General features: G+C 55.3%; 13 protein-coding genes and 2 tRNA genes. 4 read left to right on the plus strand and 11 right to left on the minus strand.

The window, feature by feature from the left end; all coding sequences use genetic code 11:
- Positions 1-43: 43 nt before the first annotated feature.
- From glyS to LG297_RS15570, 5 genes are all read right to left on the minus strand, one after another.
- Positions 44-2107 (minus strand): glycine--tRNA ligase subunit beta, encoded by a 2064-nt coding sequence (gene glyS / locus LG297_RS15550; RefSeq protein ID WP_404421814.1) that lies wholly within the window; start codon positions 2105-2107, stop codon positions 44-46.
- Between the two features lie 3 nt (positions 2108-2110).
- On the minus strand, positions 2111-3001 hold the full coding sequence (locus LG297_RS15555; protein ID WP_007092414.1) for a glycine--tRNA ligase subunit alpha: 891 nt from the start codon (positions 2999-3001) through the stop codon (positions 2111-2113).
- A gap of 247 nt (positions 3002-3248) precedes the next feature.
- Positions 3249-3473: a hypothetical protein gene (locus tag LG297_RS15560; protein ID WP_404421816.1), complete on the minus strand. Its 225-nt coding sequence runs from the start codon at positions 3471-3473 to the stop codon at positions 3249-3251.
- An 85-nt stretch (positions 3474-3558) separates the two neighbouring features.
- The gene (locus LG297_RS15565; protein ID WP_404421818.1) at positions 3559-4344 is read right to left on the minus strand and encodes a tRNA1(Val) (adenine(37)-N6)-methyltransferase; all 786 of its coding nucleotides are present in this window, start codon (positions 4342-4344) and stop codon (positions 3559-3561) included.
- A gap of 8 nt (positions 4345-4352) precedes the next feature.
- Complete coding sequence (locus LG297_RS15570; RefSeq protein ID WP_404421820.1) at positions 4353-4622, minus strand: DUF2007 domain-containing protein; 270 nt, start codon at positions 4620-4622, stop codon at positions 4353-4355.
- Positions 4623-4856: 234 nt separating this feature from the next.
- Between LG297_RS15570 and LG297_RS15575 the strand changes: the two genes are divergently transcribed.
- From LG297_RS15575 to LG297_RS15585, 3 genes are all read left to right on the plus strand, one after another.
- The gene (locus LG297_RS15575; RefSeq protein WP_404421822.1) at positions 4857-5867 is read left to right on the plus strand and encodes a polyprenyl synthetase family protein; all 1011 of its coding nucleotides are present in this window, start codon (positions 4857-4859) and stop codon (positions 5865-5867) included.
- A gap of 87 nt (positions 5868-5954) precedes the next feature.
- Positions 5955-6031, plus strand: a tRNA-Pro gene (locus LG297_RS15580).
- Between the two features lie 213 nt (positions 6032-6244).
- Positions 6245-6321: transfer RNA gene (locus tag LG297_RS15585), tRNA-Pro, on the plus strand.
- A gap of 204 nt (positions 6322-6525) precedes the next feature.
- Here the strand turns inward: LG297_RS15585 and LG297_RS15590 are convergent.
- Positions 6526-7662 (minus strand): DUF2336 domain-containing protein, encoded by a 1137-nt coding sequence (locus LG297_RS15590; RefSeq protein WP_404421824.1) that lies wholly within the window; start codon positions 7660-7662, stop codon positions 6526-6528.
- Between the two features lie 267 nt (positions 7663-7929).
- Here LG297_RS15590 and LG297_RS15595 point away from each other — a divergent pair, with 267 nt between their 5' ends.
- Entirely contained in the window at positions 7930-8325 is a 396-nt protein-coding gene (locus LG297_RS15595; protein ID WP_404421826.1) for a c-type cytochrome, read from the plus strand.
- Positions 8326-8403: 78 nt separating this feature from the next.
- On the opposite strand, the gene LG297_RS15600 is transcribed toward LG297_RS15595, so the two are convergent.
- From LG297_RS15600 to LG297_RS15620, 5 genes are all read right to left on the minus strand, one after another.
- Positions 8404-9144 carry a DUF6969 family protein gene (locus LG297_RS15600; RefSeq protein WP_404421828.1) on the minus strand — a complete coding sequence of 247 codons (741 nt, stop codon included), beginning with the start codon at positions 9142-9144 and terminating at the stop codon, positions 8404-8406.
- A 142-nt stretch (positions 9145-9286) separates the two neighbouring features.
- A complete protein-coding gene (locus tag LG297_RS15605) occupies positions 9287-10156 on the minus strand; it encodes a formylglycine-generating enzyme family protein (protein ID WP_404421830.1) in 870 nt (289 codons plus the stop codon).
- Between the two features lie 740 nt (positions 10157-10896).
- On the minus strand, positions 10897-11325 hold the full coding sequence (locus tag LG297_RS15610) for a universal stress protein (protein WP_404421832.1): 429 nt from the start codon (positions 11323-11325) through the stop codon (positions 10897-10899).
- Positions 11326-11339: 14 nt separating this feature from the next.
- The gene (locus LG297_RS15615; protein ID WP_404421834.1) at positions 11340-13931 is read right to left on the minus strand and encodes a TRAP transporter permease; all 2592 of its coding nucleotides are present in this window, start codon (positions 13929-13931) and stop codon (positions 11340-11342) included.
- A gap of 212 nt (positions 13932-14143) precedes the next feature.
- Positions 14144-15121 (minus strand): TAXI family TRAP transporter solute-binding subunit, encoded by a 978-nt coding sequence (locus LG297_RS15620; protein ID WP_404421836.1) that lies wholly within the window; start codon positions 15119-15121, stop codon positions 14144-14146.
- Positions 15122-15279: the final 158 nt, after the last annotated feature.

The following is a 15279-nucleotide window of genomic DNA, read 5'->3' on the forward strand; positions in this document are numbered from 1 at the left end:
TCTGGTCAAGGCGTTCCGGAATTCCGGGCGACCCCGACCTTATTTATGACTCGATCTTCGAGAAATCGGCAATGTCATGCAAAGCAGTGCGAATTTGCGCCAGCAGCTTAAGGCGGTTGGCACGTTCTTCTGCCTTGTCACTATTTACCGTGACCCCTTCGAAGAATGCATCGACCGGTCCGCGCAGATGCGCGAATTCGGCCATAGCCTCGGCATAATTCTCGGCCCGCAGAAGCGGCAAAGCCTTATGCCGGACATTGATGAGCGCCTCATAGAGCTTGCGTTCCTCGTCCTGCGTCAGAAGATCGGCGGACACATCCGCATCATAGGATTTTTCATCCTTCTTCTCTTCGATACGCAGGATATTGGACGCACGCTTGTACCCGGCCATAAGGTTGACGCCGCTTTCCCCCGACACAAAATCGGCAAGCGCATCAACACGGGCCAGAAGGCGGACAAGATCGTCCTCGCCATCCAGTGCAAACACGGCAGACACCAGATCATGGCGAACGCCCTGCTCGCGCAGATGGACTTTCAGGCGGTCGGCAAAGAATGCCAGAAGTTCGTCAACCGCCTCGTCACGACGAATAGAGGCCGGATATTGGGAAACGGCAAAGGCAAATGCGCGCCGCAGCGGCACACGCAAACCGTTTTCCAGAACCAGCCGGATGACACCCAATGCCGCACGACGCAGCGCGAACGGATCTTTTGAACCGGTCGGCTTTTCATCGATGGTAAAGAACCCGGCAAGGGTATCGAGCTTCTCGGCCAAGGCAACAGCCACCGAAACGGGTGCGGTCGGACACATATCCGACGGACCGGCCGGTGCATAATGCTGTGCAATGGCGTTGGCGACTTCGGGGGCTTCGCCGTCATTCTCGGCGTAGTATTTCCCCATCAGTCCCTGAAGTTCGGTAAATTCGAACACCATGTTCGACACCAGATCGGCCTTGGCAATTTCCGCCGCCCGATCGGCAAGTTTGACATCGCAGCCCGGAATATCGGCTGAAAGTTCGCGTGCCAGTCCGCGCAGGCGCAAAACACGCGCGGCCAGCGAGCCAAGCTTGGCATGGAACACGATGTTATCAAGTTTCGGCAGACGCGCTTCGAGCGTCACTTTCCGATCCTGATCCCAGAAGAATTTCGCATCATGCAGGCGCGCACGCAAAACGCGTTCGTTCCCGGCAATGATCTGTGCATTGGCATCCATCGTCACCATGTTCGAAATGGTGATGAAGCGCGCGGCCAGTTTGCCATTGCTGTCTTCGACAACGAAATATTTCTGATGTTCACGCATCGAGGTTTCAAGAACCTCGCGCGGGATATCCATGAACTGGTCATCGACCTTGCCCATGACGGGTACCGGCCATTCGACCAGACCGCAGACTTCTTCAAGCAGTCCGTTATCTTCCAGAAGCGTAAAGCCTTCTGATGCCGCAAGCTTGCGCGCACCATCCAGAATGACCTTCTTGCGTTCTTCGCGATCGAGCATCACCTTGGCAAAGGCAAGTTTCGCCTTGTATTCGGCGGCGTTGGCAACGCTAAAGGTCGCCGGGGCAAGGAACCGATGGCCGCTTGTGATATTGCCAGCGGTTACCGGGCCAAAGGATGCCGGGATCACCTTGCCGTCAAACAGGCACAGGATCCGGTCAAGCTGACGCACCCAGCGGACTTTCTGATCGGCCCAGCGCATCGATTTCGGCCAGGGCAGTTTTGCCATGGCGTCTTCGATGATGTCCTTGATGACCTCGGCGCTATTGCGGCCCTTCTGTTCGACAATCGCAAACAGGAAAACACCCTTGGGCGTTTCGCGCTTTTCACATTGTTCCAGTGTCACACCATTGCCGGCAAGGAAACCGGCAATCGCCTTTTCCGGGGCATCGGCACGCGGGCCACGGCGTTCTTCGCGCAGGTCCGGCTGTTTGTCCGGCAAACCGTCAATGATCAGGGTCAGGCGGCGCGGTGTAACCAATGCCTCGACATTATCAAACGCAAGATCGGCGGCCTTCAGGCCATCGGTGACCAATTTGGTCAGGTCCTCGGAAGCACGCGCCTGCATGCGGGCCGGAATTTCTTCCGAAAACAGTTCAAGCAGCAATTCGGCCATGACTTATGCCTCCTCTTTCAAATGCCCGCGCGAACGAAGCCACGCCTCGCAGCAGGATTTCGACATGTCGCGCACACGGCCGATATAGGCCGCACGTTCGGTGACCGAAATCACGCCGCGCGCATCGAGGAGGTTAAAGATATGGCTGGCCTTCATTGCCTGCTCATAGGCTGGCAATGCAAGGCCGCGTTCGATATTGACCGCACATTCGGCCTGCGCGTCCTTGAAATGCTGGAACAGCATATCGGTATTGGCGACTTCGAAGTTATAGGTCGATTGTTCCTTTTCGTTCTGAAGGAACACATCGCCATAGCTGACGCCATTGCCGTTATAATCAAGGTCATAAACGTTTTCGACGCCCTGGATATACATCGCAAGACGTTCCAGACCATAGGTCAGCTCGACCGGGACCGGGTCGCATTCAAAACCGCCAACCTGCTGGAAATAGGTGAACTGGGTGACTTCCATCCCGTCCAGCCACACTTCCCAGCCAAGGCCCCACGCGCCCAAAGTCGGGCTTTCCCAGTCGTCTTCGACGAAACGGATATCATGCGCCATCGGGTCAATGCCCAGATGCGCCAGCGAGCCAAGGTAAAGTTCCTGCGAATTGGCCGGTGACGGCTTCATCAGGACCTGGAACTGGTAATAGTGCTGCAAACGGTTCGGGTTTTCGCCATAACGACCATCGGTCGGGCGGCGCGACGGCTGCACATAGGCCGCATTCCAGCTTTCCGGGCCCAGCGCGCGCAACGTGGTTGCGGTGTGGAAGGTTCCGGCACCGACTTCAAGGTCATAGGGCTGCAGGATGACACAACCCTGATCGGCCCAATAGCTTTGCAGGCGGAGAATGATTTCCTGGAATGAAGGGGGACGTTGCGACCCGTCGAGCGCCATTGCGCGAACTCACTATTATGTTGTCGGTAAATTTAGAGCGGCAAGCTACCGCCCCACCCCGTCGGGGTCAAGAACGCAAAAGCCCTGAGTGGGCCTGAATTTAGCGCTTTTTATGACACCGCGGCGAATCCCATACCGCATTGCAGCATACAACATCCCTGCAACAACCGGTTTTTCCAAGCGAAATCACGGCCTGTTGGGCGAAAGTCGAAGAAATCAGCAAATGAAAATATGCATTGCGCGCAACTCAGACTTCGCAAACATGCGCGCTGCCTTCGGCGTGATAGACACCGCATTTCGGGCATTTTTCAAGATCGTGCGCCACAGCTTCATTCTTCTGGCTTTTCTGATGCCGGGTCTGTTTTGGCTGTTGCTGCCCGGAAACCTGATTCTTGCGGGTAAACAGCTTGAAGCCCTGCCATACCACCACAACGATCAGTGCGGTAAAAAGGATTTTCGATAAACTCAGCATGGCATTTCCCAAAGCATCAAGGTTTCTGCGCCACAACGGACCCGCGACGCACTTTATAGTGCCCTTATATTAAACCAAGCCCGATTTAGAAACCGGGCAATGCAGATGGCACCCGCAAAAGCGCATCACATTCGGGCAGATAAACCCCGGCCTCGTCATGCAGAACAATCCCCCGCCGCAGGGTAACCGGCGAGGAAACGCCCTTGCGCGCCGAAACAATCACGCGAAGCGGTGCATCGGCGCTGGCCTTGCTCCAGATCGGGTAAATGGTCATGTCGCCTGCCCGGCCATGCAAAAGCCCGATGATCCGGTCCAGATGATCCGCCCGATGCACAATGGTGATCCGGCCCTTCTGGCGCACCATCCGAAGGCAGAAATTGATCCAGTCCCTGAGATCGGCGGTGCCTTCCTGATGTGCCCTCGCCCGGCTTTCATTGGCGGGTCGGGTGCCCCCGGCATAATAGGGCGGGTTTGAAATCACCTGATCAAAACTTTCGGCCACCAGCGGCAAGGACCGGTCATTGATATCGCCATGAACCGGCGTTACCCGGCCAACCAGATCATTTTCAACAACGTTGCGGCAAAACAGCGCATAAAGATCGTCCTGCAACTCGACCCCGGTCACTTCGGCATCGGCCAGACGGCGTGCAACACATAACCCGGCCGACCCGACAGCCGCCCCGACATCGAGTATTTTCTGATCCCGTCTGGAACTGATCGAAACGGACGCCGCCAGCAAAACCGCATCCACCGCCGCCCGATAACCATCCACCGGCTGCTTTAACGTCACCGAACCGCCCAGCAGGAAATCATGGCTGATGCGTTCTTCGGCAAAGTCGGGAACATGAAATGCACTATCGGTCCGGTTCATAAATCGCCTTAATCCTGCTCTTCCTCGGCATTGGGCCCGGCATCGGCATCATGCTGTGCGTTATGCGCATCCAGATCGCGTCTGGCAATATCAAGGATGTATTTGGCCCGGCTTTCTTCTTTGGGATCAACCATCAAACGCCTTGGAAGTGCGCCGATGGATCCTTCCAGAATGCTGGCATGATAATCAAAAACGTGGCTTGCAATGCCTTCGTCGGCGAGGACCGATTGCGCCCAGCTAAGCTCGATCGGGTCGTTGCTGCGAAATAGCTCGATCATGCGATTTATGCGCCCCGGTTGTTATTGTATGTTGATCTTGTCGATATATATGTGTCCGACCGCACATATTCGGGTAAAACTGACGCCAAAGTGACCATTGTTGCGTGGCTGGCAACCATTTGTCCACTTGACCGTCACCACCCGGCATCTCTATGTTGAGGCCGCCCACTGAAATCAGCGTTACCCGTCCCGGTGGGCGGGGTCAATACGCGAGAAATTGTTTCGGATTACAGCGTGACCAATATCGCAACGCAACAAACGACCGAACCCAGCCTTGACTCCCTGATCCGCCTTGTCGATGCCGACATGAAGCGCGTCAATCAGGTCATCATCGACAACATGCACAGCGAAGTCGCGCTGATCCCGCAACTGGCAAGCCATCTGGTTGCCGCCGGTGGCAAACGCATGCGCCCGATGCTGACGCTGGCATCCGCCCAGCTTTGCGGCTATCAGGGCGGGACATCTGCGGTTGATCTTGCGGCCTGTGTCGAGTTTATCCACACCGCAACGCTTTTGCATGACGATGTTGTTGATGAAAGCCTGCTGCGCCGTGGTCAGGCATCGGCCAATGCCCTGTTTGGCAACGAAGCCAGCGTTCTGGTCGGGGACTTCCTGTTTGCGCGCGCCTTTGTCGTGATGGTCCGGAACGGCTCGCTCAAGGTTCTTGATATCCTTGCCAAGGCGTCCGCCGTCATTGCCGAAGGCGAAGTTTTGCAACTTTCGACCGCCAACGACATGGCGACCAGCGAAGAAGCCTATCTTGAAGTCATCACCGCCAAAACCGCCGCCCTGTTTGGTGCCGCATCGCAGATCGGTGCGGTCATCGCCAATCGTTCGGCCGAGGACGAAGAAGCCCTTCGTCTTTATGGCATCTATCTGGGTACGGCCTTCCAGCTGATTGACGATGTACTGGATTATTCCGCCCATCAGGCGACACTGGGCAAAACGGTTGGCGATGATTTCCGTGACGGCAAGGTGACGCTGCCGGTGATCATTTCCTATGCCAAGGGCGACGACGCGGAAAAGGCCTTCTGGCGCCGCTGCATGGAAGATCAGGATTTCCAGGATGGCGATCTTGATCGCGCGCAGGAACTGATCCGCAAATATGATGCGCTTGGCGCATCCATGGATCGTGCGCGTGAATTTGGCCAGCTTGCCATTGATACCCTGGCGCGTTTTGATGATGGTGCGATCAAGGATGCGATGATCGAAGCGGTCGAGTTCTGCATTTCGCGCCCATACTGATACCGCATGCCGGGGTCCCGGCGGATTGGCGCAAAAAATCCTTGCGTCGACCGGTAATTGGGATTATCACCCGGCTTCGCAGAATGACGGAGCGTAGCTCAGCCTGGTAGAGCACTGTCTTCGGGAGGCAGGGGTCGGAGGTTCGAATCCTCTCGCTCCGACCATCATTCAAAGGCCCTGAAACGGTTTCCGTTTCGGGGCCTTTTGCGTATCGGATTGTTGCCGCCATTCCTGTCTGGAAGGCCATGGCATACCGGGCACGGCACCTCTGTAATCACCCCCGCAATCACCCGCCGTGAAATGATACATTTTTCCATCGGATCGACCGGTTTATGCTTGATCCGGCCCGAAAGACGGGCTAAACAACCGCCCACTGACGGAGCGTAGCTCAGCCTGGTAGAGCACTGTCTTCGGGAGGCAGGGGTCGGAGGTTCGAATCCTCTCGCTCCGACCATCAGTCGGGAAGCTGTTTGAAAAGACAGCTTCCCGTTTTCATTTCGGCCTTGGCCTGCTTTTCCCGTTCGGCAAATATTGCAACATGGCCCCATAAAATGGCCCGTCGATTCGCAGTCCCCCTGAAATACAATCACTTGTCTCTCATAAAGAAAAACCGCCCGAAACGGGCGGCTTGAATTCAAGGGATGCGGTCGTTTGGCTGCTATTGCGGCAGGTTCCGCTCGCTCGGCAATTGCAGCATGCGCCCCATCAGATAATCGACATCGTCGGAATCAAACTCGACCCCCAGATCGCCATACTGCGTCAGAACCCGTTCGATCATCCGGCGCGAATAACGTTCACGATCACGTTCCCCGCCATCAAGATCGGTTTCGCGCGCAACCTCGATTGCCGCGCGAACACCGGGGAAAAAGTGGGCTGGCATTTCAGCCTTGTTGTAAATCGCTTCAAGCCCGAACGGGCCGCTATCATGGATCAGGATGCGGGTATTGATTAACGATACCCCGGCCCGACGCGCAAGAGCGGCTTCGAAAAAGGCGACGTCCCCCATACAAAGGGCACGCAGGATCAACCCGCTGGTCAGGCGGTTGTTGGTGTGAAGATGTTCGACCAGAAGCTCGACATCGCGTTCTTCCGCACCCTCGCCCAGAAGTCCGATGGTGGCACTTTCCTGCGACTGGGTCATGACGGCATTCACGATCCCCTCGGGGATATGGCCGCGCGCAATCAGTTCGGAACGCATCCGGTCGGATACCAGCGTCACCAGCCTTTCGGCAATCGTGATCGGCAGATGGTTGCGTTCGATCATCGGTTTCTGGATACGTTCGTTATCGCCGAAATCGTCGACAACCTTTTGCAGGGAATGTTCGCTGATTTCCGCACCATCGTTGGCGATCAGGTCGACCATGACATCTTCGTGGCCGATATCAACCAATGTGGCCGAAACGACCTCCGAGACATGCGGGCGCGATGCGATGGCACGCTGCTTTTCAACACTGTCGGCATTGTCGCCGATGATATCGACCAGATCGTTATCGTTCAGGACCTCGGAAAATTTCAGGATCGGCAGGGCCACGTCATCAACGTCGCGCGCAAGTGTCGCAGCCACGTCATGGGGCACCAGTGGTGTCTGTTTCAGGTTCTTGGCCAATGCCTTGCGCACGCGCACTTCGGCGTCGCGCACCATCAGGCGAAAAATATCTTCGGCAAGAACGCGTTCGCTATCTGACAGATTTTCAGCAGAAAATTCACGGCTGATCTTGTCGGCCGTTTGGGCGCGATTCTTCGCGGAAGGGTCCTGGATCAGATTGTTAAGATCTTCTTTGGTGATACGCGGCAATGGAGCTCTCCCGGCACGCTAAGCAATCGGCTGCCAACCATTTGAATATCTTTATACACCGTAGGCGCGATTGACTAAACGCAAATTATTCAGTTCGTGCTTGTGCTAAATGTCGTGTCGAAATCGCGAAACTCAACAGTAAGCCCATCTTTTTTAACGAAAAGCGAATTTTCGGTTCTGTTTGTGTTTTTCGGTTCACTTGGGAACCAACCAACGACAGAATGCAGTGGGGACCCTACCACTTGCAGACCATGAGAGGCCCGCAATATGAATTTGACCAAAACGCTTACCATCGCCGCCACCATGGCCGTGCTCGGCGTGGTTCCGGCCATGGCCGGTGATGCCGCCAACGGCGAGAAAGTTTTCAAGAAATGCGCTGCCTGCCACAGTGTTGAACCCGGCCAGAACAAGGTCGGTCCGTCGCTGGCCGGTGCTTTCGGCGCACAATGCGGCCATGTCGCTGATTACAAATATGGCAAGGGTTATCTGGCTGCTTGCGAAAAAGGTTTCACCATCGATGAAACCTTTCTGGTCGACTATCTTCAGGACCCGTCCGCCAAGCTGAGCGAAATCGCCGGCTCCAAGGAACGTTCGAAGATGACGCTAAAGCTGAAAAAAGAAGACGAGATTGCCGATGTCATCGAATATCTGAAAGCGCATTAAGCGCCTTTGATATCTGATATCACATCAAAAAAACGGCCAGTGCATCCGCATTGGCCGTTTTCATTCGTCCCAATAACATCACGCCGCTGCGCGCCGGCGCCCGAGCTCCTCGGTAATCGCGCGAATTTGTTCCTCGACCCGGATATCGATGGTCGATGTCACTTCCAGCTCCCGGTCCTCGTAAACATCGCGGTCCGGATGTTTTTCATGCCATTCGCGGATCGCCACATCACGCAGACGCACCAGCTGTTCGATCTGCGGCCGGTACAGGACAATCATTCCCGATATCCAGCGATTGACCGGCCAGGATGGTTGCGCATGATCAATGATGAAATTTTCCAGCATTCTGACGACGGTTTCCCCGTCATACCATACCTCGCCGGTGACCCAGCGATTGGTGGTGAACAGGCGCTGGGCAAAACCGTATTCATCCATCGATACCGCAACCAGATGCGACAGCGCATCATTGGGGCCTTCGGGATAGTCAAATCCCTCGATCGGGAAGGGCTTTGATCCGGCAGGCATGCCGCGCGGACGCAGGAAGGTATGGAAATGTCCGTGTTCGGCCCAATCGCGTTGTTCATCCTTCGGATGGGCGTGATAATAAAACTGGGCATGCGAATTGCGGTCATACACATCCCCTTCGGGATAATGCGACCATTCGTAAAAGGCACTGCCCGTCTTGATCAGTTCACCGACAATATTGTCGCCGGTGATCGCCAATACCCGGTGGCATTCCATCACGTCGCGCCCGGCCGCCAGCATCCGTTCAAGCCGCCCGGTCGGAAGCAATGTCCAGTCAATTTCTATTTTGGTCATTCCAACACCAGTTACCTTGCGATCCGAACCCTTATCCGCAATGGCAGAAATAACCCGATCCCGGCCAGCATGGCCAATTAATCCCGTTCAAGAATTAGTGATTCTGCAACAATTCGCAACCATGCAGCAGGCTGACAACACCCTATTCGTACATCAAACGGACGCCGATCAGGATATGCTGCATATGTTCCGGTCGGCCATGGCGGGCTGCCGGGCGGCAAACCCCGCATCCCCGGTCATCCCAGGACCCGCCTTTGACGATCCTGTATCCCGGTTGCACGCTGGTTGATGTCCATTCAAACACCTGCCCGGCTCCGTCATAAAGCCCATAGGGACCCGGCGCGAACTGACCGACCGGCATGGTATCAAACGGCCCGCGATCAGCACTGTTAAGCTGTTCCGGCTCATAGATATTGCCCCACGGATAAAAAATGCCGTCGGCCCCGCGAACGGCCTTCTCCCAATAGATTTCCTCTGGGATACGCCATTTTTTACCGCTTTTCTCACTAAGCCAGTCGGCATAAGCCTTTGCATCGCGCCACGATATCAACACAACCGGATGGTCACCCTTGCCCCGCGGCGGCGCACCATTCACCCAGGCGAACGGGCGCGTGGTGTCATAGCCATATATCAGCCCAAGATTTTCCCAGTCTTCGACGCTGATATCGGGCACGTCATGCCCGGTATCGCGAACGAAGGCGGCATACTGGTCATTGGTAACCGGGGTCGTCATGATGAAATAGGTCGGCAGATAAATGCGCCATTTATCGACTTCAACGTCGTACCAGCGATTGCGGCGACTGACATCATGGCCGTAAACCTGCTCATCAATCTGATAGGCATATTGCCGTTCAACCTTGTCCGACCCCTGAAAGAACCAGCCGGCCGGAATTTCGGCCACATCAGGCAGGAGAATATCGGCCGTCTGGGCCCGTGCAGTTTGTTGCAGCGATATGGCGGCCAAAAAAGCCGCAAACAATCCCCCGATGTGATGCCATTGTTGTTTTTTCATTATCTGCCCTGGTCTGTATGACGGCTGTTCTCACGGTTTATTCAACCGCACAGCATCCCCGATTTCTTTTGTCCCTGACTCCTTAAATGTGGGAAATCCATCGGGTTTTCAATCGTTTTGATACCAAAGCATTAAAATCAAAAATCAAGAAATATCTAATATTAAGCCCGGCAAATGTGCTTTGCCAACACGGCGCTCTCACACAACAGTGAAACCATGTGACGCCCCGAGACAAATGTTTTGACGCATATTGACCCCGGTCGGACGACGAACATCAAGCGTCCGGGCAATCGTATCGAAATGAACGCTTAATCAGTGAGGCAATCCATGTCCAAAAAGTCCAGCTTCTTCTCCCAAACCGCCCTGATCCCAGCGATTGCCGTTGGTGCCGGTCTTGCAATGGCAGCCCCGATGGCACAGGCCGCCCCCCTACCCTCGCCAACTGCCGAAGTCGCCACCTGCACTGCAAATCCTTGTGCGGCAAACCCGTGTGCTGCCAACCCGTGTGCCGCAAATCCCTGTGCCGCAAATCCCTGTGCAGCAAAGAAAGCTGTGAACCCCTGCAATCCATGCAGCCCGTGCGCGGCCAACCCGTGTGCGGCCGCCAACCCCTGTGCCGCAAATCCGTGCGCAGCAAACCCTTGCGCGGCAAAGTAATCAGCCTGACCGTCTCCCGACATGCAAAAGGGGCAGTGCCGAACGGCACTGCCCCTTTCTTTGATTATCCGGCCTGTCCGTAATCAGTCGCGCACAACCATCACCGAACAATCGGCATGGCGGACAACACGCGCCGCATTCGGCCCCAGAAGGTAATCCTTCAATTCCGGGCGGTGCGCCCCGATGACGATCAGATCGCAATTGGTCTTTTTCGCCATTTTCAGGATCACTTCATAGACCGTCCCCTGGCCCACGATATGCTGGACCTTAAGATCGGACGGAATATGTTCGGACACAAACTGGTGCAGTCTTTCGTTATAGGCATCGAGAACCTTTTTCTCGTACCCCTTCGGGAAAAACTGCCCCACCATCGACATCCCGACCGAGGGCACCACGGTCAGGACGTGAAGACGTGCATTGAATGCCTGGGCTTGCCTGATCGCGACCGGAATGGCTTTTTTCCAGGACAGATCATGATCAAGATCCACTGTAACCAGAATATCCTTATACATGGACTTTGCCCTCCTTAAGCCGGTTCGGCACGACGACGGCGAAGTTGCAACATGATGATCCCGCCCAGCAGAATAAACGCCGGGATAAAGAACACCTCTTTGGGCATCCGGTCGGCTTGAACCTTGATCGCGGTGATTTCAAAGTCGAAATCAAGTCCCGCTTTCTCGGCCGGGCCACCAAAGACCAGATCATCGATAAAGACCTTGCTGTCTTCACTGCGAACCGCAATGCCCGCATTGTAAAGACGATCTTCGCCCGATGCTTCCGGCCCCAATGGCAACATCACCGATTTGCTGACTTCGTCGCCTTCCAGACTGATGCCCTCGACATCCAGAAGAATGCTGGTATTGGCAGGCATTTCTTCTGCCGTCTGCACGATCTCGGTTGCGGGCAGGTTTTCATAGGGCGGCTCCAGCAGATCAAGCCAGAAACCCGGACGGAACAGGGTAAAGGCAATCAACAGAAGTGCCGCACTTTCCCACAGTTTCGACCGGGTGAAGAAATACCCCATCGTCGCTGCGGCGAAGACCAGCATCGCAACAATCGCAACAAAGATCACCATCACCACATCAAATGGATGATCAAGCCCGATCATCAGAAGCTGCGTGTTGAACAGGAACAGGAACGGCAGAACAGCCGTCCGCATGCTGTAAAAGAACGCGACAAAGCCGGTCTTCATCGGATCGGCCCCTGAAACCGCCGCAGCGGCAAAGGATGCCAGACCGACCGGTGGCGTCACATCGGCCATGATGCCGAAATAGAACACGAACAGATGCACCGCAATCAACGGTACGATCAGGCCGTTCGCAGCCCCGAGTTCGACAATCACCGGCGCCATCAGGCTCGACACGACGATATAGTTCGCCGTCGTCGGCAAGCCCATGCCAAGGATCAAGCTGATGATTGCGGTAAAGATCAGGATCAGCATCAGATTGCCGCCCGAAATCAGTTCGACAAACTCAACCATCACCTGACCGATCCCGGTCAGCGACACGGTGCCCACGATGATACCGGCAGCAGCCGTTGCCACCCCGATCCCGATCATGTTCCGCGCACCGGTGGCAAAACCGTCAATCACATCGGCAATGCCATCCTTGATGCTGGCCATATAGTCCGGCTGCTTGCGGAAGAACGCCTTGACCGGACGCTGGGTCAGCATGATGAACAGCATCAGAACCGTCGCCCAGAAGGCCGACAATCCGGGTGATTTCAGTTCAATCATCAGGAACCAGACCAGCACCACGACCGGCAGCAGATAATGCAGGCCCGACTTGGCAGTTTCCCCCAGTGCCGGAAGCTCCAGCACCGGTTTGTTGGGATCGTCCAGTTCAAGATCGGGATATTTCGCCGCATAATAAAGACCGGCAAAATAGATCGCGGCACATTCGACCGCGACAATCCAGCCAACCGCGTTACCAAATAGCTGTTTCTGGAAATTGATCGCGTAGTAAATCACACCCGCAAGAATAACCAGCGACAGCACGAACAGAAGCGAGCGCATCAGCACTTGCTGCATGGTCGATGTCTGGCGTTTCGGCAGGCCCTTCATATTGGCCTTGAGCGCCTCAAGATGGACGATATAGATCAGCGCGATATAGGAAATCGTTGCCGGCAGGAAGGCATGTTTGATGACTTCCGGATACGGAATGCCGACATATTCCACCATCAAAAAGGCCGCAGCCCCCATGACGGGCGGCATGATCTGCCCGTTGACCGACGATGCAACTTCGACCGCACCGGCCTTCTCGCCGGAAAAACCGACACGCTTCATCAACGGGATGGTGAATGTGCCCGTGGTCACCACATTGGCAATCGACGAACCTGAAATCAGCCCGGTCATCGCCGATGCCAGAACGGCTGCCTTTGCCGGGCCGCCGCGCATGTGACCAAGGGCGGCAAAGGCCACCTTGATGAAATAGTTGCCAGCCCCGGCTTTATCGAGCAACGAACCAAACAGCACAAACAGGAACACGAAGCTTGTCGAAACGCCAAGTGCGACCCCGAACACGCCCTCGGTCGTGATCCACTGATGCGACATCGCCTTGGAGAAGCTTGCACCCGCCCATTGCAGGACATCGGGCACCCACGGCGCATTGCCAAAGAAAACATAGGCAAGGAACACCATCGCCACGACCATAAGGGGCGGGCCAAGTGCGCGGCGCGTTGCTTCAAGCAACAGCACCAGACCGGCACCGGCCACCACAAGGTCCTGCGTAATCGGCAAGCCCGGACGCGATGACAGCTCGCGATAGAAAATATAGATATAAAGAGCACAGAATCCGCCGGCTGCCGCCAGAACCCAGTCAATAACCGGGATATAGCTTCGCGGTGAATTCTTGAAAGCCGGATAGGCGAGAAACGCCAGAAAAACGGCAAATGCCAAATGGATAGAACGAGCTTCGGTGTCATTAAACACACCAAACCCAACCATAAAGGGCACCGGCGATGCCAGCCAAAGCTGGAACAGCGACCACGCCACAGCGACATACAGCAAAATGCGTGCTGTCATGCCGGTCGGCTGACGCGCGCCGGTATCATTTTCCGCGATAAGATCCTGAAGATCCTGGTCCGATGGACCCTGTGTCGCGCTTTTATCGTCGGTCATTGCAAACTCCCGGTCTGAACGCGGTCTTTGTTTCGGATCGGACCGGTTTCATACAGGCCCAGAAACAAAAAACCTCCGTCGACACTTACCCGGTCGCCCACGGAGCATATCGGCACATCTTTGTGTGCCACTTTGATCGAATTTTTTGATGCCCTCGGGGGCGCAAGAAAAATGAAACGGGAGGCAATCGATGCCCCCCGTTTCAGCCCGTCTTACATCAGGCCTGCTTCTTCGAAGTATTTGACAGCGCCGTCATGCAGCGGTGCCGAAAGGCCGTCTTTGACCATTTCTTCTTTTTTGAGGATCTCAAAAGCCGGGTGCAGCTTTTTGAAGTCCTCGAAGTTTTCAAAGACTGCTTTGACAACATTGTAAACGACGTCCGCATCGGTTGCGGTCGAGGATACGAAGGTCGCGCCAACACCGAAGGTCTGAACATCATCCGGGTTACCGCGATACATGCCGCCCGGAATGGTGGCAACACGGTAATACGGGTTGTCGGCAACCAGTTTCTCGATTTCCGGACCGGCAACTTCGACCAGAACGGAATCACAGGAAGATACAGCTTCCTGAATCGAACCGGACGGATGACCAACGACATAGAGCATCGCATCGATCTTGTTATCGCAAAGCGCCTGCGACTGTTCAGCCGGCTTCAGCTCGGATGCCAGTGCGAAATCATCAAGGGTCCAGCCCTTGGCATTCATCACGATTTCCATGGTGTCGCGGCTACCCGAACCCGGGTTACCGATATTGACGCGTTTGCCTTTGAGGTCGTCAAAGGTTTTGATGCCGGCATCTGCACGGGCAACAATGGTGAACGGCTCCGGATGGATCGAGAAGACGGCGCGAAGTTCCGGGAACGAGCCGACGTCTTTGAATGCATTTTCACCATGCAGGGCATAGTACTGGATGTCAGACTGGGCAACGCCCAGATCCAGTTCGCCCGAACGGATGGTGTTGATGTTGTAGGACGAACCACCGGTAGACTCGACCGAGCAACGAATGCCGTGCTCTTTACGATCTTTGTTAACCAGACGGCAGATAGCGCCACCGGTCGGATAGTAAACGCCCGTCACGCCACCGGTACCGATGGTGATAAAACGGTTTTCCTGTGCCGATGCCTGTCCGGCGAACAGCGACGCACCTGCCAAGGTGGCAATGGCACCCGCTACAGCAATAAGTTTCTTCATCAGGATTAGCTCCCTATTACACCCTGTTATAACGTTTTCAACCACACCGCTAAGATCTGGCAGAAAAACATGGAAACATCAGATAAATCAGATGTTTCGGCGAGGGGATTATAATGACGAGCCCCAAGAATTGAAACCCTATAACCCCGAAACCCCCT

The organism is Thalassospira australica (genome assembly GCF_044790785.1).
Lineage (GTDB): Bacteria > Pseudomonadota > Alphaproteobacteria > Rhodospirillales > Thalassospiraceae > Thalassospira > Thalassospira australica_A.